Annotated in this window: 13 protein-coding genes and 2 pseudogenes; 11 read left to right on the forward strand and 4 right to left on the reverse strand. The window is 65.5% G+C overall.

Annotation, left to right across the window (positions count from 1 at the left end; all coding sequences use genetic code 11):
• Nucleotides 1-149 precede the first annotated feature (149 nt).
• Together ACMVO5_RS08770 and ACMVO5_RS08775 are read right to left on the reverse strand one after the other, a co-directional pair.
• Nucleotides 150-746 carry a LolA family protein gene (locus ACMVO5_RS08770; protein ID WP_416907140.1) on the reverse strand — a complete coding sequence of 199 codons (597 nt, stop codon included), beginning with the start codon at nt 744-746 and terminating at the stop codon, nt 150-152.
• A gap of 49 nt (nt 747-795) precedes the next feature.
• The gene (locus ACMVO5_RS08775) at nt 796-1,605 is read right to left on the reverse strand and encodes a helix-turn-helix transcriptional regulator (protein WP_416907141.1); all 810 of its coding nucleotides are present in this window, start codon (nt 1,603-1,605) and stop codon (nt 796-798) included.
• Between the two features lie 286 nt (nt 1,606-1,891).
• On the opposite strand from ACMVO5_RS08775, the gene ACMVO5_RS08780 reads away from it, so the two are divergent.
• The 11 genes and pseudogenes from ACMVO5_RS08780 (at nt 1,892) to ACMVO5_RS08830 (ending at nt 19,945) form a co-directional block, all read left to right on the forward strand.
• On the forward strand, nt 1,892-3,337 hold the full coding sequence (locus ACMVO5_RS08780; RefSeq protein WP_416907142.1) for a multiheme c-type cytochrome: 1,446 nt from the start codon (nt 1,892-1,894) through the stop codon (nt 3,335-3,337).
• Nucleotides 3,334-5,338, forward strand: a pseudogene (locus ACMVO5_RS08785) (heme-binding protein). Before ACMVO5_RS08780 ends, ACMVO5_RS08785 begins: the two are co-directional and overlap by 4 nt.
• Nucleotides 5,319-7,184, forward strand: a complete 1,866-nt coding sequence (locus ACMVO5_RS08790) for a hypothetical protein (protein ID WP_416907143.1) — start codon at nt 5,319-5,321, stop codon at nt 7,182-7,184. The pseudogene ACMVO5_RS08785 and the gene ACMVO5_RS08790 overlap by 20 nt, the downstream one beginning before the upstream one ends.
• A 1-nt stretch (nt 7,185) precedes the next feature.
• Nucleotides 7,186-11,283, forward strand: coding sequence for a hypothetical protein (locus ACMVO5_RS08795; RefSeq protein ID WP_416907144.1), 4,098 nt, complete (start codon nt 7,186-7,188; stop codon nt 11,281-11,283).
• Between the two features lie 133 nt (nt 11,284-11,416).
• The gene (locus ACMVO5_RS08800) at nt 11,417-11,722 is read left to right on the forward strand and encodes a hypothetical protein (protein WP_416907145.1); all 306 of its coding nucleotides are present in this window, start codon (nt 11,417-11,419) and stop codon (nt 11,720-11,722) included.
• Between the two features lie 167 nt (nt 11,723-11,889).
• Nucleotides 11,890-13,389 carry a cryptochrome/photolyase family protein gene (locus ACMVO5_RS08805; protein WP_416907146.1) on the forward strand — a complete coding sequence of 500 codons (1,500 nt, stop codon included), beginning with the start codon at nt 11,890-11,892 and terminating at the stop codon, nt 13,387-13,389.
• 192 nt (nt 13,390-13,581) lie between these two features.
• Nucleotides 13,582-14,667 carry a DNA replication/repair protein RecF gene (gene recF / locus ACMVO5_RS08810; RefSeq protein ID WP_416907147.1) on the forward strand — a complete coding sequence of 362 codons (1,086 nt, stop codon included), beginning with the start codon at nt 13,582-13,584 and terminating at the stop codon, nt 14,665-14,667.
• 60 nt (nt 14,668-14,727) lie between these two features.
• Entirely contained in the window at nt 14,728-16,332 is a 1,605-nt protein-coding gene (locus ACMVO5_RS08815) for a SulP family inorganic anion transporter (protein ID WP_416907148.1), read from the forward strand.
• Nucleotides 16,329-16,967 carry a carbonic anhydrase gene (locus tag ACMVO5_RS08820; protein WP_416907149.1) on the forward strand — a complete coding sequence of 213 codons (639 nt, stop codon included), beginning with the start codon at nt 16,329-16,331 and terminating at the stop codon, nt 16,965-16,967. The genes ACMVO5_RS08815 and ACMVO5_RS08820 overlap by 4 nt, the downstream gene beginning before the upstream one ends.
• A 58-nt stretch (nt 16,968-17,025) precedes the next feature.
• Nucleotides 17,026-19,437: a DNA topoisomerase (ATP-hydrolyzing) subunit B gene (gyrB, locus tag ACMVO5_RS08825; RefSeq protein WP_416907150.1), complete on the forward strand. Its 2,412-nt coding sequence runs from the start codon at nt 17,026-17,028 to the stop codon at nt 19,435-19,437.
• Between the two features lie 57 nt (nt 19,438-19,494).
• Nucleotides 19,495-19,945 (forward strand): annotated as a pseudogene (locus ACMVO5_RS08830) (RrF2 family transcriptional regulator).
• Here the strand turns inward: ACMVO5_RS08830 and ACMVO5_RS08835 are convergent.
• Both ACMVO5_RS08835 and mscL read right to left on the reverse strand, forming a co-directional pair.
• The gene (locus ACMVO5_RS08835; RefSeq protein ID WP_416907151.1) at nt 19,917-20,369 is read right to left on the reverse strand and encodes an META domain-containing protein; all 453 of its coding nucleotides are present in this window, start codon (nt 20,367-20,369) and stop codon (nt 19,917-19,919) included. The pseudogene ACMVO5_RS08830 and the gene ACMVO5_RS08835 sit on opposite strands and share 29 nt — an antisense overlap.
• 20 nt (nt 20,370-20,389) lie before the next feature.
• A complete protein-coding gene (gene mscL, locus ACMVO5_RS08840) occupies nt 20,390-20,830 on the reverse strand; it encodes a large conductance mechanosensitive channel protein MscL (RefSeq protein ID WP_416907152.1) in 441 nt (146 codons plus the stop codon).
• Nucleotides 20,831-20,886: the final 56 nt, after the last annotated feature.

Below are 20,886 nucleotides of genomic sequence, written 5' to 3' on the forward strand. Positions count from 1 at the left end.
GAGGCGCGCTTTGGTGCCGGCTAACAGGGGGGCGAAAGGCCGGCTGCTGCGTCTCCCTTGAGGACCTTTATAACGCGTCTACATTGCGCCTGAATGAACGACTGCGACCGAAATGGGCGGACCTGCAAAAAATATGGTGAGATATCGTGTCAGCCGGCACGCCCGGCGCGGCGACGGGGATCACGGAAGCTCCAGTCGGTCTTGCTGAGATCGGCATTGTAGCGGACGTTGCTGAGGCTGATCTCGGCCCGGCCGCCCTGGGCGTCATAAGCGGTCCAGCCGGAAAGCGCGAGGCCGCCGGGCGCGCCGGGCTGGCGGGTGAAGCGGATGGCGAGCATCCCGAATTCGGGATGTTCGGGATCGCTGGCCTCGACGATGACCATCTCGCCATTGGCGGCCGCGATGGCGGCCAGGCCATCGAGCTTGGGCTGGCTGGCCAGCAGGATGCCGAGCGGGGTGGATTTGACCGGCCATTGGCTGACCTGACGCACCGCATAATCGACAAAGCTGAGATTGCGGCCATCACCGACGAGGAGGATCTTGGCCTCATCATATTCGAAGCGGACGCGGCCGGGGCGGGCCAGCGCCATATGACCGGTGAGGCTGGCGCCGTCGGCAGCGGTCTGGGTGAAATCCGCCGTCATGCTGGTGGTGGCAGCGAGCGTGCGGGCGATGTCGTCGAGGGTGACGGGCTCAGCCGCCGCAGGCGCAGCGAGGACAAACGACAGGGCGAGCATATGTTTCATGACCGGCACCTTGCCGGACATGAGGTTGCAGAAGGATGAACCGCCGTTCTCAGGCAGCGACGCCGAGGAAGCCGAGTTGGGCTGCCTTGAAGATGGTCTGCGAGCGATTGACCGCATGGAGCTTTTCACCGGCATTCTGGATGTGGAAGCGGACCGTCGCGTGGCTGCGCGAGAGAATGAGGCTGATCTCGCGGTCGGTCTTGCCGAAGCTGGCCCAGCGCAGGCACTCAACTTCGCGCTTGGTGAGCTGGCAGTCACCGGGCAGCGCGTGGCGGCTGTGATTGGGGCGGGTGCGATTGGCCTTGGCATAGCCGGCGACGAAACGCTGGGCGAGCAGGCTGAGCAGATCGCCGTGGGCGGCATATTCGGCGGAAAGATCGTCACGCTCGGGGTCGCGGCTGTTGAAATTGACGATGCCGATCTGGCCGAACGGCAGGTGAATGGGGGCGACGATGGCGGCGCGGGTCAGGGCGCGCTTCTCGAAATCATGCAGCGAGATCTGGTCGAGATAACGGTTGGGCTGGCGGGTGTAGAAGCCCCGGGCATTGGCCCAGAAGGGGTCACTCTCATAACGGCAAGCGCGCGGCAGCGGCGAGGAGAGGGCCAGGCGCGAGTTGTTCCACCAGCATTCGCTGTCTGCATCCCAGCCGAAAACGCTGGCGGCGAGGATATTGTCATCGGCGTCACGCATCGGCTGCTTGGAGGAGATGTTGTCCCAGGCGGCGACGCGCAGATCGGCCAGGTCGGCGGCGATATCGCGCAGCGCAGCAGCGGCGCGGGCGATGTCGTCCAGGCCCGTTACGGTCACAGCGTCGAGGCGGGCTGCGAGTTCGGTTGCAACGGATGCGGCACTGGCCATGTGTATCCTCCCCATAAATGATGCTGGCGAGGCCATCTGACGGGCCTCTGTGATTCCAGACTTGATAAAATGATTAGGGCCGGGGTGGGCCGGGGGTCAATCCTCCATGTGCAACTTTGTCCGTCGTTTTTGTCGCAGCGCGAACACGGTTTTCTGAAAAGATGAGAAGATTTCGGGCTTTTCGTTGCATCCGCCGGAGGCTTTGCTACCGTATGTCAGGGCAAGGTTGACGACAATCATGGCGACCGGGGGGTGGAAGAATGCCGATTGGGGGGAGAGGCGGGCGATGACGCTTCATGGCCCGAGTCGGCAGGCCCTTTTCCGGCATGTCGGTCGTTTTGTGCTGATGGCGGCACTGGTGGCGCTGGCGGCGACGGTTCCGACCTCGATGTCCAGCGAATTGGCGCGCGGCGCGGGCGGCTCCCTGAAGGCGGCGGCGGCCCTGCCGGCAGGGCATGACATGGCGGTTCATGAGGGGGTGGCGAGCTGTGGCTCGACCACATGCCATGGGCGGCAGGAGGCGACCGGGCCGCGCGTACGCCAGAACGAGCTGATGATCTGGCAGGACCCGACCAGCCTGACCGGCGCCCATGCCAGGGCTTGGGCTGTGTTGGCAGGAGCGCGCAGCCGGGATATCGCGCGGCGGCTGGGTATCGGCGACCCACAGGCATCGAGCGAGTGCATCGCCTGCCACGGCGATCCGGCACCGAACCGTGGCGCGCGCTTTCTGCAGGCGGATGGGGTGGGCTGCGAAGCCTGCCACGGCGGGTCGGGCGGCATGGCCGGTGGCCAGGCGGGCTGGCTGGCCAGCCATGCGGCGGTGGGCGCCCAGCATGCGGACAATGTGGCGCGCGGGCTCTGGGACGTGGCCACGCCCGGCGTGCGCGCTGATGTCTGCCTTGATTGCCACTTTGGCTCGGCCAAGCCAGGGCAGTTCGTCACCCACCGGATCATGGCGGCGGGGCACCCGCGCATCGCCTTCGAACTCGACCTGTTCACCAGCCTCCAGTCGCACCATGACGAGGACGACGACTATGGCCGCCGCAAGGGCATTGTGCCGGGGGTGAAGATCTGGGCGGTGGGTCAGGCCAAGGCGGTGAGCCGGGCGCTGGCGCTGTATCCGTCGCGCGCGGGCGGCGCCTTTCCGGAGTTCTATTTCTTCGATTGCCGCTCGTGCCACCGGACGTTTTCGGATGACCTGAACGTGGACATTACGGCACGGACCAACCCGGCACGGCCGCTGCCGCCGGGCGCGGTGGTCTGGAACGACGAGAATCTGATCATGCTGGCGGCGGCAGCGAAGGTGGCAGCACCGGATCTTGCAGTCGAGTTGGCGGCGCGCAGCCGGGACTTTCACAAGGCGGTGAACAGCGACCGCGCCACCGCGATCACGGCGGCGTCTGCGCTCGCGGCAACGGCAGACCGGCTGGCGGCGCGCTTCGAGGCGAGCGCGTTTGCGCCGGCGCAGACCTTTGCCATGATCGACACCGTGCTGCTGGCCGATGCGGCGCGGCTGACCGACTATCAGGGCGGGGCGCAGGCGGTGATGGCGGCGGACACGCTGATCGCGGCGCTGGTGAAGGATGGTGCGCTGAGCGCGGAGCAGGCAGCCACGCTGCGGCCACGGCTCGACCGCGCCTATGCGGCGGCGCGTGATGCCAACCGGTTCGAGGGGGCGAGGCTGCGCACGGCGCTGGCTGATGTTGCGGCGGGGGTGCGGGGCCTGAAATGACCAAGGGCCGGCCTTTTTGGGCGGTGCCCGGGGGCCGGGCGGCGCTGGGGGCTTCGCTGCTGGCACTGGCGGCCTGTGGCGGCGGTGGGGGCGAGACCGGCAGCGGCGCGCCCAGCCCGGTGACGGGGTCCTCGTCCGGCGGCGGCGCGCCGACCGCAGCGACGCCGGCGAGCGTTTATGAGCAGCCCGAAGTGCGCGCCTTGAGTGTCGCCGATGTCGAGCGGGTCATTGCTGCCGGCGTTGCCGAGGCACAGGCACGCGGGCGACCTTCGGTCATCGCCGTGGTTGACCGGGTGGGCAATGTGCTGGCGGTCTATCGGATGGCGGGTGCGCCAGCGGCGGCAACGACACGGCCGGGCACGAGCGGCAGCCTTGATGTGCAGGATGTGACGGTGCCGGCCGAGCTGGCGGCGATCGCCAAGGCGATTACCGGGGCCTATCTTTCAAGCGCGGGCAACGCCTTTTCGACCCGCACCGCCTCGATGATCGTGCAGGAGCATTTTCCGCCGAGCGCCAACACACGCGGGCTGGAATTGGGGCCGCTATTCGGGGTGCAGTTTTCCCAGCTCCCCTGCTCGGACTTCAACACCCGCTTCGGCGTCGGGGCGCCGATGGTGGGACCGAAGCGCTCGCCGCTCGGGCTGGCGGCCGACCCGGGGGGCTTTCCGCTCTACAAGGACGGCTTTGTGGTTGGCGGCGTGGGGGTGATGGGCGACGGCGACTATGGCTTCGACCACGAGATCACCGACATTGACGTGGATGATGAGGAGCATATCGCGCTGGCTGCCAGCGCGGCCTTTGCGCCGGGCGAGACGATCACGGCCAACCGGATTTCGGTCGATGGCACGCTGCTGCGCTACAGCGATGCGCGGGCGGACGGGCTTTTGAGCAATCCAGCGAGCGCGCCGGCGTTCTCGTCGCTGGGCGCGGCGGGGAGTCTCTGTCGCGGTGGGCGGCTTTTCGGCCGGCGGCATCATCGCGGGCGCGGGCTATGGCACCGAGGCGAGCGGGCTGCGCCGGGCGACGCTTGCCGAATTCAACCACCCGGATGCCTTTGTGGTGAGCGACGGGGCCGGGAACAACCGCTTTCCCGTGCACGGCGCGACCGATTCCGGCGATGTGGCGGCGCCGCTGTCGGAAGCGGAAGTGCGCGCGATTTTGGAAGAGGCGTTCAAGATGGCGAGCCGGGCGCGTGGCCAGATCCGCCAGCCGCTTGACAGCCGGGCGCAGGTCTCGATGTCGGTGGTGGATACGCGCGGCGCGGTTCTGGGGCTGGTGCGCGGCCCGGATGCGCCCATTTTCGGCGCCGATGTGAGCATCCAGAAGGCACGCTCGACAGCGTTTTTCTCCAATGCGGTGGCGGCGAGCGACCTTGGTGCGGTGGTGACAGCGGGCGGCGCGGCCGATGCCAATGTGCGCGACTTCGCGCCCCGGCTGGCGAGCTTTTTCAGCAATGCCAATGGCGGCTTCGACGGCGGTTTTGCCATCAGCAACCGGGCCATCGGCAATGTGGCGCGGCCCTATTTTCCCGATGGCGAAGTGGCGCAGGCGCCGGGGCCCCTCAGCCGCGACATCAGCCAGTTCTCGCCTTTTTCAAACGGCCTGCAATCGGCGCTAATCGTGCAGAACCTCGCCGCGCTGCTGGGGGGGACGGAGAGCGCGCGCTGCACCTTCCTGCCGGATTTGGGGGGCGGCTCGAACCGGCTCGCCAATGGCTTGCAGATCTTTCCGGGCGGGGTGCCGATCTATCGTGGCAGCACTCTGGTGGGCGCGATCGGCGTGTCGGGCGACGGCATCGACCAGGATGACATGACCGCCTTTCTGGGGCTCCACAATGCCAGCATCCGGGTGGGCGGGATCAACCTGCCACCGGCGGCCGTGCGCTCCGACCAGATCATCGTGCCGGTGCCCGGCGGCAACCAGGTGCGGCTGCGCTTCGTGGGCTGTCCTTTTGCGCCCTTTGTCGATTCGAGCGAGCAGAATGTCTGTCAGGCTCTCTAGGCTGCTTCTCGGCACCGCGCTGATCGGCGCTGCGTCTCCGGCGATGGCGGGGCCGTTTTCGAAATGGTTCGACTGTTACAAGCCCCTGCTGCCCGAAGAGCGAGAGGCGGCAGCCGAGGAGGAGGTGCGTGAAGGCGGCGCTGTGGCCAATGCCCCGACCGAAGGGCGGCGGCGGCCGGGGCTATTCAGCCGCGACCTTGCCGACCGGATCCAGCAGATGAACCCCGGCGCGGTGGACTTGCCGCGCGACAGCAATTTTCCGCGCGACCATCTGCCGGTGCCCGATCGCTGGCGGCTGGTGGAGACTTTGGGGCTGGTCAAGAGCGACTGGAAGGACCCCTATAACCAGAACACGCTGAAGGGCGACCGGCCGCTGTGCGGGACGCATGACAAGTTTTTCCAGCTCACCCTGATTTCGGACACGGTGGCCGAGCCGCGCAGCTTCCCCACGCCCGTGGGCAACCAGACGACCGAGCGGCCGGGCAACAATGATGTGTTCGGGCGGCAACACAGCACGGTCTTTGCCCAGACGTTCATCGTCGGGGCGGCGCTGACCAAGGGCTCGACGGCGTTCAAGCCGCCTGACTATGAACTGCGCGCCGCACTCGCGGTGCAGTTCAACCATGTTGATGTGTCGGAGCGGCGGGTGCTGCTGGTCGAGCCGTCGCGGGTGAGCGTGCGCTCGGACGCCTTTGTGGGCGTGCAGGAGCTGTTTTACGACAAGCACCTGCGCAACACCTCGGACCGTTATGATTTCGATTCGGTGCGGATCGGCATCCAGCCGTTCAGCTCGGATTTTCGCGGCTTTCTGTTTCAGGACAATCAGTTGGGCGTGCGGCTGTTCGGCACCCGCGACAACAATCGGCTGCAATATAATCTGGCGGCCTTCTGGCGGCTGGAGAAGGACAGCAACTCGGGGCTGAACGCGATTTTGCGCCGCCCGCGCGATGATTTCGTGCTGACCGCCAATGTCTATCGGCAGGACCTGCCGGTGCCGGGGATGACGAGCCAGTTTTCGGCAACCTGGAACATCAACCGCGAGAAGGACGATGTGCAGGTCGATACCAATGGCTTTCCGGTGCGGCCGGCGCTGATCGGCGAGCTGCGCGGCCGCGACTATGATGCGATCTACCTCAGCTACAATGCCGACGGGCGGATCGGGCGGGTCAATCTGACCGCGAGCGGCACCTATCTTCTGGGCAGCAACCGCAATTCGATCTTCACCGGCGAAAGCACGAAGATCAGCGCCTTTTTCGTGGCGGCCGAGCCGAGCATCGACTTCGACTGGGTGCGGGTGCGGCTTTCGGGCCTTTATGCCAGCGGCGACAGCGACCCCTTTGACGGGGTGGACCGGGGCTATGACGCGATTTTCGAGAATCCGCAGTTCGCGGGCTCGGACACCAGCTACTGGATCCGCCAGACAATCCCCTTTGCCGGCGGCGGGCGGGCCATTGCGGTCAATGGGCGCAACGGCATTCTCAATTCGCTGCGCTCATCGAAGGAGCAGGGGCAGAGCAATTTCGCCAACCCCGGAACAGCGCTGATTGGCGCGGGGGCGGATTTCGACGTTTTGCCCGAGCTTAGGGTGAGTGCCAACGTCAACCATCTCTGGTTCGCCACGACCGCGCCGTTGCAGACGCTCAGGGTGGAGGGCTCGATCCCGACTTCGATCGGCACCGACATGAGCCTGGCTAGCATTTACCGGCCGAAGATGAACCAGAATTTGGTGTTCCGCCTGTCGGGCGCGGTGTTGCAGCCGGGCGCCGGCTTCCGCGACCTGTTTGCCAACAGCCCGCGAAACGAGCGATATTATTCCGTGCTTTTCAACGCTGTTCTGGCCTATTGAGATGGCAATGCGGGGCCTCAAAATATTCATCGCGGCCGCTCTTGGCCTGCTGACCGCGGTTGGCACGGCCAGCGAGGGCGAAAAGCCGGTCGAGCGCGATTACGGCCGTGTGCGGGTGCCACCGGCGCCCAAGGTGCAGAGCTGGGCCGAGGCTGATGCCAAGAGCGCCGGCTGTGTCAGCTGCCACACCGCATCCGACCAGAAGACAATGCACGCCGCCCCCTCGGTGGTGCTGGGCTGTACCGATTGCCATGGCGGCGATGTGAACGTCGTGGCGCCTGCCAGCCTCTCGAAGGACGATCCCGCCTACAGCAAGCTGATCGAAGACGCCCATGTGCTGCCGCGCTATCCCGAAAGCTGGCACTGGCCTTCTTCGGCCAACCCCAAGCGCAGCTACACGCTGCTCAACAAGGAAGCGCCGGAGTTCGTCAAGTTCGTGAACCCGTCCGACTACCGCGTGGCGCGCGAGGCGTGCGGGGCGTGCCATCTTGGCACCATCGAGGCGGCCGAGCGCAGCCTGATGGCGACCGGCGCCATGCTGTTTGGCGGCGCCGCCTACAACAATGGCATTGCGCCCTACAAGAATTACGTCTTTGGCGAGGCCTATTCGCGCGAGGGCACGGCGGTGCCGCTTGACCATGGCAAGGTGAAGGAAGGCGGGCATCACGACCCGTCCGAGGGCGCGACGATGGTGAGCCCGCTGGTGGGAGCTGCGGACGGGCTGACCGAGGCGGAGAAGGCGCGCGGCGCCCTGCCCTTCCTGGTGCCGCTGCCGGCGTGGCAGGTGTTGCCGCCGGCCGACATCTTCCGCGTGTTCGAGCGCGGGGGACGCAACATCAACCCGATCTTCCCCGAAATCGGCCTGCCCAACTCGCTTGGGCAGATCCAGCGGCTGGAGGAGCCGGGGCGGCCCGACATCCGGCAGTCGAACCGCGGCGCGGGCACGGGCTTGCGCATCGCGGTGCCGGTGATCAACATTCACAAGACGCGCCTCAATGACCCCTTCACCTGGTTCATGGGCACCAATGACCAGCCGGGCGACTATCGCACCTCGGGCTGCGGCGCCTGCCATTCGGTCTATGCCAATGACCGCGACCCCAAACATTCGACTGTCTATGCCAAATATGGTCGCGACGGGACCACGGTGACCGCGGACCCGACGATCAAGCGGGACGAGCCCGGCCATCCGCTGCGCCACGAATTCACCCGCGCCATCCCCAGCGCGCAGTGCATGAACTGCCACATGCACCAGCCCAATGTCTTCGTGAACAGCTTCTACGGCTATACGATGTGGGATTATGAGGCGGACGCGCCCAATATGTGGCCGGGCCCGGAAAATGCGCTGCCCAGGCCCGAAGGGATGAGCGACGAGGATTATCAGCGCATCTACAAGCGCCAATATTATCCCACTGCCGCCGAGACCCGCGAGATCAACGAGCGCAACCCCGAAGCTGCGGCGGCGCGCGGGCTGTGGCGCGATGTCGATTTCCTGCGCACCGTCGCTGACCGCAACGGGCTGAACAAGGACACGCAGTTCGCCGATTACCATGGCCATGGCTGGAACTTCCGCGCCGTGTTCAAGCGCGACCGGGCGGGCAATCTGCTCGACAAGGACGGTAACATCATCCGCAACGATGACCCGGAAAAATTCCGAAAGGCCGGCGACCCGCTGTTTCCCGAGCCTGCCAGCGAGGCCGGGCCGGGCAATCCGGGCAAGGCGGTGCACATGCTCTCGGTACATGCCGAGGTGGGGATGCAGTGCGTCGATTGCCATTTCGCGCAGGACGGGCATGGCAATGGCTTCATTCACGGCGAAGTGGCCAATGCGGTCGAGATCGGCTGCAAGGATTGCCATGGCACGGCCGATGCCTATCCGAGCCTGCGCACCAGCAATCTGGCAGCGCGGCCCGAGGGCAAGGACCTGAGCCTCATTCGCAACCCGGACGGCCGGCGGCGGTTTGAATGGGTCATGAAGGACGGCGTGCGGCGGCTGGTGCAGCGCTCGGTGTCCGACCCCAAGCTTGAATGGACGATGAGCCTTGTGAAGGATTCGGTGACCAAGGATCACCCTGACTTCAACGCGAAATCGGCGCGCGCCAAGCTGATTGCCAAGACCGGGGACGCCTTCGGCCCCGGCGTGGGCAAGGATGCGCGCGCGCACAATGATGACAATATGGCGTGTTTCACCTGCCATCTGAGCTGGACGACGAGCTGCGGCGGCTGCCACCTGCCGATCGAGGCCAACTGGAAGACCAGCACCCACAAATATGAGGAGCAGGAGACCCGCAATTACGCCACCTACAACCCGCAGGTGGCGCGCGACCAGATGTTCCAGCTGGGCCGGCACCAGACCTCGAAGGGCGGCATCATCGCGCCGATCCGCTCCAGCTCGGCACTGATCCTGACCTCGACCAACATCAACCGCGAACGCATCTATGTGCAGCAGCCGCCGATTGCGGCCTCGGGTTTCTCCAGCCAGGCATTTGCGCCGCACTTCCCGCACACCGTGCGCAAGGAAGAGACCAAGACCTGCTCCGATTGCCATGTCAGCGAAAAGGACGACAACAACGCGATCATGGCCCAGCTGATGCTGCTGGGGACCAATTTCGTGAATTTCGTCGGGCTGAACAGCTGGGTCGGGCTTGATGGCGGCATCGAGGCGGTGCGCGTGACCGAGTTCGGTGAGCCGCAGGCGGTGCTCGGCTCCTACCTCCACCGCTATGCCTATCCCGACTATTACAAGGCGCATGTCGAGAAGAACGGCCGCGAGCTGGTCAACTGGGTGCGCGGCAAGGTGTTCGACAAGGACCTGTCCGGCGAGACCGACTCGATCGAGGAATTCGCCAGCGTGCACCAGGGCACCAGCGGGCCGGCGCAGTGCATCCAGAACCGCGGTGAATATCTGTTCGTGGCCGAAGGCAAGGGCGGCTTCCGCGCCTATGACATCGCCAATATCGGCAACAAGGGCGTCTCGGAGCGGATCGTGCGGGCGCCCTTCTCGCCGCTGGGGCATGACACGCACATCGGCTCGAAGAACGCCACCTGCTTCGCCATCGCCACCACCCAGCCGATCGCCGTCATCCGCAACGACAAGATGATCGCGGAACAGAAGCTGCGTGAAGCCGGCGAGACTCCGGCTGATCCGCTCGGCGGCATGAACCAGGAGCAGGCCTTCCACCCGGTCTATCGCTACGCCATCATCACCGACGCGGTGGAGGGGCTGATCATCACCGATATCGACACGCTGAACGACGGCGAGCCGCGCAACAATTTCTTCCGCCGGCTGAAGCTTGAGGGCGGCGCGACGGCCTTCAACCCGGACGGCCGGTTGAGCGGGGCCCGACACATTATTCTGGGTGGGCATTTCGCCTATATCACCACGCCGCGCGCGCTGGTGGTGGTCGATCTCGACAATCCGGCTGCGCCGCGCATCACCGCCGAAGTCACGCTCGATGATCCGCGCGCCTCGGCGCTGCAGTTCCGCTATCTCTGGGTGACGACGGCGAAGGGGCTTGAACTGCTCGACGTGACCGACCTCGCCCGCCCCGTCCATGTGCCGGAAGCAACCGTGGCGATGGCCGATGCGCGCCGGGTCTATGTGGCGCGCACCTATGCCTATGTCGCCGCCAAGAGTGAGGGGCTGGTGATTGTCGATGTGACGGCGCCGCGCCGGCCGTCGATCCATCAGCGCTACACGGCAGACGGCGCGCTCAACGACGCCGAAGATGTGGTGGTCGCCTCGACCAACGCCTCGCTGTTCGCCTATGTCGCGGACGGGCGCAACGGGATGAAGGTGCTGCAACTCCAGTCACCGGAAAGCCAGCCCAATTTCTACGGCTTCTCGGCCCCGCCCGTGCCGGAACTGATCGCCTTCCGCCGCACCAAGCAGCCCGCCATTGCGGTGGCCAAGGGGCTCGACCGCGACCGGGCGGTGGACGAGAGCGGCCATCAGGTCGCCGTGGTTGGCCGGCTTGGCTCGCGGCCCTTCACGCGGGCCGAAATGGAGCATTTCTTCATCGGGCCGGAAGGGCAGCTCTATACCGTGTCCGACGAGGCCAATACTGCGAACTGGTCGCCGCTGCGGGTGGCGGCGAAGTAGAAGGGCCTCCGGCGGCTGGGGGCGGCGCCCCCAGACCCCTTGAATGGGTTTATGTCTTTCCCGACCCTGCGTTCCGGAAACGACGGCTGAGGACTCTATTGCCGACTTGCAAGGAAACTCGGATTATTCGCGCATGAGGATGCTCGCCATTTTATCGTTTGCCACAATCTCGGCCTGCACAAAGGTCGAGAACGGCTTCGTTGTTGAAGATCAGCAGCGACGCGTTGAAACAGCCACGCTTGTGCTATGTGGGTCTGAGACGCCGTTGCGACGGCGAGGAGACCAAGTTACTATCAGCAAAGTGATCGAGTGCGAAGGCGACGGGCAAATCGAACTCCAATATTTTTCCGGCGATGCGTATCAATGCATCGTTGGGTATGTCACGCCCGGTGCCGCACAAGACTTTAATTACCATGCAATGGAGACCGGCTGCGCATAGTCTAAGCACTATGGCAGCAATCCATCCAAGCCCAGACATCAGACCAAGGCAGAAATCCACCCCGCCCCCATTCAAGGGGTCTGGGGGCTAAGCCCCCAGCCGCCGGAGGCGCTTTGCGCGACCTTTGCGCGCGTTGACGCCGGAGGACCTGAGGGGGACGGGAAGGCATGACGATCATCCTCCCCGTGCTGGCCGACCAGTTGTCGCTTGATCTGGCCAGCCTCAAGGCTGTGGACCGTGCGGACGCTGTCATCCTGATGGCGGAGGTGATGGGCGAGGCCGGGGCGCCGAAGCATCACAAGACGAAGATCGCGTTCCTGTTCAGCGCCATGCGCCACCATGCGGACGCCCTGCGCGAACAGGGCTGGCGGGTGGATTATGTGGCGCTGGATGACCCGGAGAACAGCCAGAGCCTTGGCGGCGAGGTCGACCGCGCCAAGGCCCGGCACAATGCGGACCGTGTCGTCTCGGTCGAGGCCGGCTGCTGGCGCTTGATCGAGGCGCAACGCAGCTGGGGCGAGGTGCTGTCGGACGACCGTTTTCTGGTGAGCCGGGCGTGGTTTGCGGACTGGGCGGAGGGGCGCAAGCGGCTGCTGATGGAGGATTTCTACCGGCTGATGCGCAAGCGCACGGGCCTGCTGATGGACGGCGATCAGCCGACGGGCGGACAGTGGAATTTTGACGCGGACAATCGCAAGCCGCCGGCCAAGGGTCTGGTCTATCCTGCGCCGCCGCAGTTTCAACCCGATGACACGACCGAGGCCGTGCTGGCGCTGGTCGAGGCGCGCTTTGGCGATCATTTTGGCGACTTGCGACCCTTTGCGCGGGCGGTGACGCGCGAACAGGCGCTGGTCTGCCTTGCGGACTTTGTCGAGACGCGGCTGGCGCGCTTTGGCGATTATCAGGATGCGATGGTGGCGGGCGAGGACGGGATGTTCCATTCCCAGCTCTCGGCGCTCATCAACTGCGGGCTGCTTGGGCCGATGGAGGTTTGCCAGGCGGCGGAGGCGGCATGGACGGCGGGGGTGGTGCCGCTCAATGCCGTGGAAGGGTTCATCCGCCAGATCATCGGCTGGCGCGAATATGTGCGCGGCATCCACTGGATCGCCGGGCCTGACTATGAAAGCCGGAACGTTCTGGGCGCCGCTCGGCCGCTGCCCTCATTTTACTGGACCGGTGAGACCGAGATGCGCTGCATGGCCGAAGCGGTGCGGGCGACGAAGCAGAATGCCCATGCGCACCATATCCAGCGGCTGATGGTGCTGGCGAACTTCGCGCTGCTGGCCGGCATCGACCCAGCAGAGGTGAGCGCGTGGTTTCTGATCGTCTATGCCGATGCTTATGAATGGGTGGAGACGCCGAATGTCATCGGCATGGGGCTGTTTGCCGATGGCGGGCTGATGGCGTCGAAACCCTATGCGGCGGGTGGTGCCTATATCAACCGGATGAGCGATTATTGCCGGGGCTGCGCCTATGATGTGAAGAAGCGGACCGGCGAGGGGGCCTGCCCGTTCAACAGCCTTTATTGGGACTTTCTGGCGCGTAACCGCGACAGGCTGGGGCGCAACCACCGCCTGCTGCGCATGTATGACGGTTGGGACCGGTTCGACCCGGCGGAACAGGCGCGCATCCAGGCACAGGCGGCGGGGTTTCTGGCGACGCTTTGAGGGGTGGAAGAGGCCTCCGGCGGCTGGGGGCGGCGCCCCCAGACCCCGGTAGTGGGTTGGGACAAGACGACAAACTGAGGGTATTGCGCACCCATTCGACGCGAGAGCGGAAAGACTCATGGGGTCTGGGGGCACCGCCCCCAGCCGCCGGAGGCCCTTTCGTCTTCGCGTGGCGGTGGTAGGACGGTCGGGATGGTCTGGATTGCCCGCCTTGGATTGACGGATGTGCGCAGCCATGCGGCGCTGACGGTGGAGGCCGGGCCGGGGCTGGTGGTGATTACCGGTGAGAATGGGGCGGGCAAGACCAACATATTGGAAGCGGCGAGCCTGCTGGTGCCTGGGCGCGGCCTGCGCAGAGCGGGGCTGGGCGAGGTCGCGCGCGTGGGCGGGGCCGGGGGCTTTGGCATTGCGGCGCGGGTGATGGCGGCGGGCGGCGGGGTGGAGATTGGCACCGGCGCGCGCGCGGCCGCACCAGAGCGGCGGGTGGTGCGGATCAACGGCGCGGCGCGGCCGGCGGCGGCGCTGGGCGAATGGCTGGCGATGGTGTGGCTGACGCCGGCGATGGACCGACTGTTTGTGGAAGCGCCGGCGGGGCGGCGGCGGTTTCTCGACCGGCTGGTGCTGGCGCTGCACCCCGGCCATGCCCGCGAGGCGCTTCGTTATGATGCGGCGATGCGGGCGCGCTCGCGGCTGCTCGCCGTGGAGGCTGGCAGGAGCGCCGACCCGGCCTGGCTGGCGGCGCTGGAGGCGGCGATGGCGGCGCACGGTGCGGCGATGGCGCGGGCGCGGGTGGATACGGTGGCGGCGCTGGCCGAGGCCTTGGGCGCAAGCGGCGAGGACGGCTTTGCGCGGCCGCTGATCGCGCTGGCGGATGACAGCCCGGAGGATCTGGCAGCCGCCCTGCGCGCCGGGCGGGCGCGCGACGCAGCCGCCGGGCGGGCGCTGAGCGGGCCGCACCGGGCCGATTTGCAGGTGGTGCATGCGGCCAAGGGCGTGCCGGCGGCGCGGGCCTCGACGGGCGAACAGAAAGCGATGCTGATTGCGCTGGTGCTGGCGCATGCGGCGTTGGTGCGGGCGCGGACGGGGGCTGCGCCGGTGATGCTGCTTGATGAGGTGGCGGCGCATCTTGATGCGGAGCGGCGGGCGCGGCTGTTTGCGCGGCTGGCGGCGAGCGGGGCGCAGGTGTGGATGACGGGGACGGACCGGGCGCTGTTTGCCGAGGCGGGTGCGGCGACACGGCTGCATCTGGCGGCAGGGCGATTGTGCGATGCGGGATAGAGTTGTTTGCATGTGGCGCGCGAATTTGCTCTTTGGGCTTGAAGGGCAAGGGTAGGGTTTATGTTTTCGACGTGGCGTAACGATCTGCCGGCCTCGATCGTGGTGGCGCTGGTGGCGTTGCCGCTCTGCCTCGGCGTGGCGGTGGCGAGCGGCGCGCCGCCGCTTTCGGGCCTTCTGGCCGGCATCATCGGCGGGCTGGTGGTGGGGGCGGTGAGCCGGGCGCCGCTTTCGGTGTCCGGGCCGGCGGCCGGGCTTACCGCGATCGTCTTCACTGCCATCGAGACACTGCCCAGCTATGAGGCTTTCTTGCTGGCCGTGTGTCTGGCGGGCCTGATCCAGCTGGTGTTCTCGGTGTCGCGCGGCGGGTATCTGGCGGAGTTCGTGCCGTCTTCGGTGGTGATCGGGATGCTGTCGGCGATCGGGCTGATCTTGATTTTGAAGCAGCTGCCCTATGCGCTCGGCTATGTCGGCGACTACGAAGGCAGCATGGAATTTTTCCAGCGGGATGGGCGCAACACCTTTTCCGAGCTGTTGCTGATCCTGCAGACCGACATTGCCTATGGCGCGCTGCTCATCGCGCTGGCGGGGCTGGCGTTTCTGTTCTGGTGGGACAAGGCCAAGCCCAAGGAGGGGCCGCTGAAGCTGCTGCCGGGGCCGCTGGTGGTGGTGGTGGCTGCGGTATTGGTCAACGCGCTTTATGCGGCCGTGGCGCCGGGGCTGATGGTGCCGGCAGACCAGCTTGTGCGCTTGCAGGTGACATCGGGCTTTGACGAGCTGGCGGGGCTGCTGCGCTTTCCCGATGTGGGCGAGATCGGCAATGTCGCGGTGTGGACGGCGGCGGTGACGCTGGCGATCGTGGCCAGTCTTGAATCGCTGCTCAGCATCAAGGCGGTGGACGAGATCGACAAGAAGCGGCGGGTGACCGACAAGAATCGCGAGCTGCTGGCGCAAGGCGTGGGCAATTTCACCTCGGGGCTGATCGGCGGGCTGCCGGTGACGAGCGTGATCGTGCGCTCATCGGCCAATGTGGAAGCGGGCGCAGACAGCAAGCTTTCGACGATGATGCACGGCTTCTGGCTGCTGTTGATGGTGGTATTGATCCCGACCATCATCAATCTGATCCCGCTTTCGGCGCTGGCGGCGGTGCTGATCCAGACCGGCTACAAGCTGGCAAAGCCGAGCCTGTTCGTGGCGCGCTGGAAGATGGGGTGGAGCCAGTTCGCGCCGTTTGTCCTGACCGTGGTGGCGATCCTGTTCACCGACCTGTTGAAGGGGATTGCGGTCGGGCTGGTGCTGGGCTTCGTGTTTGTGGTGGCGCGCAATTTCCGCACCGCTGTGAGCTATGTCGACCTTGGCGAGATGGTAATGGTGCGCGCGCGCCGCGACCTTTATTTCATTCACAAGCCGCAGCTGCAGGAGGCGCTGAACAAGGTGCCGGACGGGGCGGAGGTGGTGATCGACCTGTCAAGCACGACCTTTGTCGACCTCGACAACATCGACATCATCAATGGCTTCATCAAGGGCGCCGAGTTTCGCGGCATCAAGGTGAGCTTGCGCGGCGATGCGGCGGGGACCAATGCAGCGCTGATCAACGCCGAGGAGATCAAGCTGGTGGAGCCTGAGGTGGCGCCGCAGCCGGTCGGCCGGCGGGAGGTACGGGCATGAACCGGTTTAAGCAGCTGCTGCTCGCCAACCGGGCGTGGAGCGTGGAAAAGGCAGATGATGACCCGGACTATTTCAAGCGCGCGCTGACGCCGCACAACCCGGTGTTCATGTGGATTGGCTCGTCGGACAGCCGTGTGGTGCCCGAGCGCATCACCCGCTCACCGCCGGGCAGTCTCTATATTCACCGCAACCTCGGCAATCTGGTGGACGAGGGCGATCTCAACCTGATGGCCGATGTCGAGCATGCGATCGACGACTTGCATGTGCGGCACATCATCCTGTGTGGCCATTATGGCTGTACCAGTCTGGAGAAGGTGCTGCGCGGCGGCGCATCGGCGGCAATCGAGCGCTGGCTGGCGCCGGCCCGCGAGGTGCTGGCCGCGCACCGCGAAGAGATCGACGACATTCGCGGCCATGAGGCGAAGCTGTGCCGCTTCATAGAGCTGAATGTGCAGGCGCAGCTGTTGCGGCTCGCGCACACGGCCTCGGTGCGGGCGGCGTTTCGGCGGGGCAGCGAACTGAAGCTGCACGGCTGGGTTTATGACCTGCGCGACGGGCTGATCAAGCGGCTTCTGGAGATCAACCGCGAAACCGATCTGGCGGCGCTGCCACTGCCGCCCAAAGTGCTGGTTTGAGGGCATCTGGCGGCAGGAATAGCTGTCACAATCGGCCTTGGGCCTCTATAGAGTCAACATGAGCGACGACAGCAGCAATCCGAACAACGAATATGGCGCCGACTCCATCCAGGTCCTGCGCGGCCTGGAGGCAGTTCGCAAGCGGCCGGGCATGTATATCGGCGACACCGACGATGGCTCGGGGCTGCATCACATGGTTTTCGAGGTCTCGGACAATGCCATTGACGAGGCGCTGGCGGGCTATTGCGACCGGATCGATATCACGCTCAATGCCGATGGCTCGGCGAGCGTTACCGACAATGGGCGCGGCATCCCCACCGGCATCCATGCCGAAGAGGGCGTTTCGGCAGCCGAAGTGATCATGACCCAGCTGCACGCGGGCGGCAAATTCAACAACAATGACGACAATGCCTACAAGGTCTCGGGCGGGCTGCACGGGGTGGGCGTGAGCGTGGTCAATGCGCTGTCGGAATGGCTGGAGCTGACCATCTGGCGCGACGGGCAGGAACATTGGATGCGGTTTCGCCACGGCGAGGCGGAAGCGCCGCTGAAACTGACCGGCAAGGCCGAGGGCCGGCGCGGCACGCGGGTGACCTTCCTGCCCTCACCCCAGACATTCAAGACGGTGGAGTTTGATTTCGCGCGGCTCGAACATCGTTTCCGCGAGCTGGCGTTCCTCAATTCGGGCGTGCGGCTGGTCCTGAACGATGCGCGCCATGCCGAGCCGCAATCGGTCGAGCTTTATTACGAGGGCGGGATTGCCGCCTTTGTGCAATATCTCGACCGCTCGAAGACGCCGCTGTTTCCAGCGCCCGTGGCGATCAACGGCCGCGCCGGGGACATTGGCATCGATGTCGCGCTGCAATGGAACGACAGCTATCATGAGCAGGTTCTCTGCTTCACCAACAATATTCCGCAGCGTGACGGTGGCACGCATCTGGCAGCATTTCGCGCCGCGCTCACCCGCACGCTCAACAACTATGCCGAAAGCTCGGGCCTGTTGAAGAAGGAGAAGGTCTCGCTGACCGGCGATGACATGCGCGAGGGGCTGACAGGCATTGTCTCGGTGAAGCTGCCCGATCCGAAATTTTCATCGCAGACCAAGGACAAGCTGGTATCTTCAGAAGTGCGCCAGCCGCTCGAGAGCCTGATTGCCGAGCGGCTGGAGATCTGGCTGCAGGAGAACCCGCAGAGCGCGCGGGCGATTGTCAGCAAGATCATCGATGCGGCGGCCGCCCGCGAGGCGGCGCGCAAGGCGCGCGACCTGACCCGGCGCAAAGGCGCGCTCGACATCGCCAGCCTGCCCGGCAAGCTGGCCGACTGCCAGGAGCGCGACCCGGCGAAATCCGAGCTGTTTCTGGTCGAGGGTGACAGCGCCGGCGGCTCCGCCAAGCAGGGCCGCAACCGCCAGTTCCAGGCGATTTTGCCGCTCCGGGGCAAGATTTTGAACGTCGAGCGGGCGCGGTTCGACCGGATGCTGTCGTCCCGCGAGATCGGCACGATGATCCAGGCGCTGGGCACCGGCATTGGGCGCGACGAGTTCAAGCTCGAAAAGCTGCGTTATCACAAGATCGTGATCATGACCGATGCCGACGTCGACGGCGCGCATATCCGCACGCTGCTGCTCACCTTCTTCTATCGGCAGATGCCCGAACTGATCCGGGCGGGGCATCTCTATATTGCTCAGCCGCCGCTCTACAAGGTGAGCCGGGGGCGGTCCGAGGTCTATCTGAAGGACAATGCGGCGCTTGAGGATTATCTGATCGACGCCGGGCTTTCGGGGCTTGTGCTGGAAACGGCGGCGGGGCCGCGTACGGCCGATGACCTGCGCGCGCTGGTCGAGCATGCACGGCGCTTTCGGGCGCTGATGGACTATGTGCCGCGGCGCTATCCGGCGATCGTTATCGAGGCGCTGGCGCTCAATGGGGCCCTGGCGAGTGGGCTTGACGAGGAAGGAACACGCGCCGCAGCGCAGGCAACGGCCAAATGGCTGACCGCCGGCGACAGCGACGGCGCGACCTGGACCACCGAGCCGGCCGCGGAATCCGGCTATCATCTGCGCCGGGACTGGCGCGGCGTGTCGGATCATCATGTCATCGACGCGGCCTTTTTGCGCTCCCCTGAAGCACCGCGCCTGCACGCGCTGGCAGCGCAGGAGGCGGGCACCTATACCGGCTTTGCCAAGCTGGGCGAGCGGCGCATTTCGCGCCCATCCGAGCTGTTGCAGGCAATTCTCGACGCCGGGCGCAAGGGTCTGTCGGTGCAGCGCTACAAGGGGCTGGGCGAGATGAACGCCGAGCAGCTTTGGGAGACAACGCTCGACCCGGCGGCGCGAACGCTGCTCAGAGTGACGGCCGATGAGGCCGACCTCGCCGACGATATCTTCTCCAAGCTGATGGGCGATGTGGTGGAGCCGCGCCGCGCCTTCATCCAGGACAATGCGCTGAACGTCGCCAATCTCGACGTCTAGGCCGGCGGCTGTCCTTCCGGGTTGCCCTCATCCCTATCGTGTGGGTAGGTTAAGGGCATGCTGACGCAACGGTCTCGATATGCGCTTCGTGCGCTGATCTTCATCGCCCGCAGCGACGGCGGCGCGCCGGTCCCGATCTCGGTGATTGCCGAGGATCAGAAGCTGCCGCGCAAATTTCTGGAGATCATCCTTCTGGATCTCAAGAATAGCGGGTTGGTGGAGAGCTTTCGCGGCAAGATGGGCGGCTATCGGCTGGCGCGACCGGCGGGCGAGATCAGCTTCGGCGAGATCATCCGGCTGATCGAAGGGCCGCTGGCGCTGGTGCCCTGTGTCTCGGTGAGCGCGCGGGCAAAATGTGCCGATTGTTTCGACGAGGCGACCTGCGTGATCCCGCAAGGTGATGCTGAGCGTGCGCGACCAGACGGCAGCGATTCTCGACACGACCTCGCTCGCTGATCTTTCTGCCGATCTGGAGGCAGCTAGCGGGTCTGCTCGCGCCGAAGCTTGAGGGTCTGGCCGTCGGGCGCCTTGAGGATGGCGGCGCCGGTGCTGTCGAAGCTGACCGTACGAACAGCCTCGAACGTGGACAGGAACTTGCGCTCCATGTCCATCAGGGCTGGCGGACAAGCCATCATCGTGGAGGCCATCGGGCCGAACTTCACATTGACGCCGTTTTGCTGCCAGCTGCCGGTAAAACGGTTGCACCCCGAGCGGCCATAGACCCGGCTGGTGTTCTGGTCGCCGGGATCGAAGGTGACATCGAGCCGGGCATTGTCGATGACGCCGCCGCCGTTCACATCCTCGACCAGCCAGGGCCCGCCTTCGAGGCTGCCGCCGAGCGGGGGCATCTTGCCGGTCACGGCGCGGCCCGCTTCATCAGACGCGCAGGCCGCGAGGGCGAGGCTGGCGGCGGCAAGAAGGATCGTGCGCATGGGGCGCCCTTTCATGACGGTCAGGGGTTGCGGGCGCGGAGTGCATCCCGGATTTCGGTGAGCAGCTTTTCTTCGGCGCTGGGGCCTGGCGGCGGGGCGGGTGCTTCTTCCGGCTTGGTCATCAGCTTGTTGACGCTGCGCACCAGCATGAAGATGACGAACGCCATGATGACGAAATTGATGATTGCGGTGATGAAGGCGCCGTAGCCGAACAGCGGCACGCCGGCGGCCTTGAGGGCGGCATAATCGGTAAGCGCCCCTTCGAAATCAGTCGGCACCGGGCCGAGAATGACGAACAGGCTGGAGAAATCGACACCGCCGGTGACAAGGCCGATGATCGGCATGATCAGATCATCGGTGAACGACTTGACGATGGCACTGAAGGCGGCGCCGATGATGACGGCCACCGCGAGGTCCATGACGTTGCCACGCATGATGAAGGTTTTGAATTCGGCGAACATGCTTGCCCCTGTTGCAATCGATGTTTCGTCACTATCTTGTGCGAGCCTATGCAAGG

Origin of the sequence: Polymorphobacter sp. (assembly GCF_048007885.1) — a bacterium.
Lineage (GTDB): Bacteria > Pseudomonadota > Alphaproteobacteria > Sphingomonadales > Sphingomonadaceae > Sandarakinorhabdus.

Coding starts and splice junctions, on each gene's coding strand:
- ACMVO5_RS08815 (WP_416907148.1), top strand. CDS start 14,728: ATGTTTTCGACGTGGCGTAACGATCTGCCGGCCTCGATCGTGGTGGCG.
- ACMVO5_RS08775 (WP_416907141.1), bottom strand. CDS start 1,605: ATGGCCAGTGCCGCATCCGTTGCAACCGAACTCGCAGCCCGCCTCGAC.
- ACMVO5_RS08790 (WP_416907143.1), top strand. CDS start 5,319: ATGTCTGTCAGGCTCTCTAGGCTGCTTCTCGGCACCGCGCTGATCGGC.
- ACMVO5_RS08835 (WP_416907151.1), bottom strand. CDS start 20,369: ATGCGCACGATCCTTCTTGCCGCCGCCAGCCTCGCCCTCGCGGCCTGC.
- mscL (WP_416907152.1), bottom strand. CDS start 20,830: ATGTTCGCCGAATTCAAAACCTTCATCATGCGTGGCAACGTCATGGAC.
- recF (WP_416907147.1), top strand. CDS start 13,582: ATGGTCTGGATTGCCCGCCTTGGATTGACGGATGTGCGCAGCCATGCG.
- gyrB (WP_416907150.1), top strand. CDS start 17,026: ATGAGCGACGACAGCAGCAATCCGAACAACGAATATGGCGCCGACTCC.
- ACMVO5_RS08795 (WP_416907144.1), top strand. CDS start 7,186: ATGGCAATGCGGGGCCTCAAAATATTCATCGCGGCCGCTCTTGGCCTG.
- ACMVO5_RS08770 (WP_416907140.1), bottom strand. CDS start 746: ATGAAACATATGCTCGCCCTGTCGTTTGTCCTCGCTGCGCCTGCGGCG.
- ACMVO5_RS08780 (WP_416907142.1), top strand. CDS start 1,892: ATGACGCTTCATGGCCCGAGTCGGCAGGCCCTTTTCCGGCATGTCGGT.
- ACMVO5_RS08820 (WP_416907149.1), top strand. CDS start 16,329: ATGAACCGGTTTAAGCAGCTGCTGCTCGCCAACCGGGCGTGGAGCGTG.
- ACMVO5_RS08800 (WP_416907145.1), top strand. CDS start 11,417: ATGAGGATGCTCGCCATTTTATCGTTTGCCACAATCTCGGCCTGCACA.
- ACMVO5_RS08805 (WP_416907146.1), top strand. CDS start 11,890: ATGACGATCATCCTCCCCGTGCTGGCCGACCAGTTGTCGCTTGATCTG.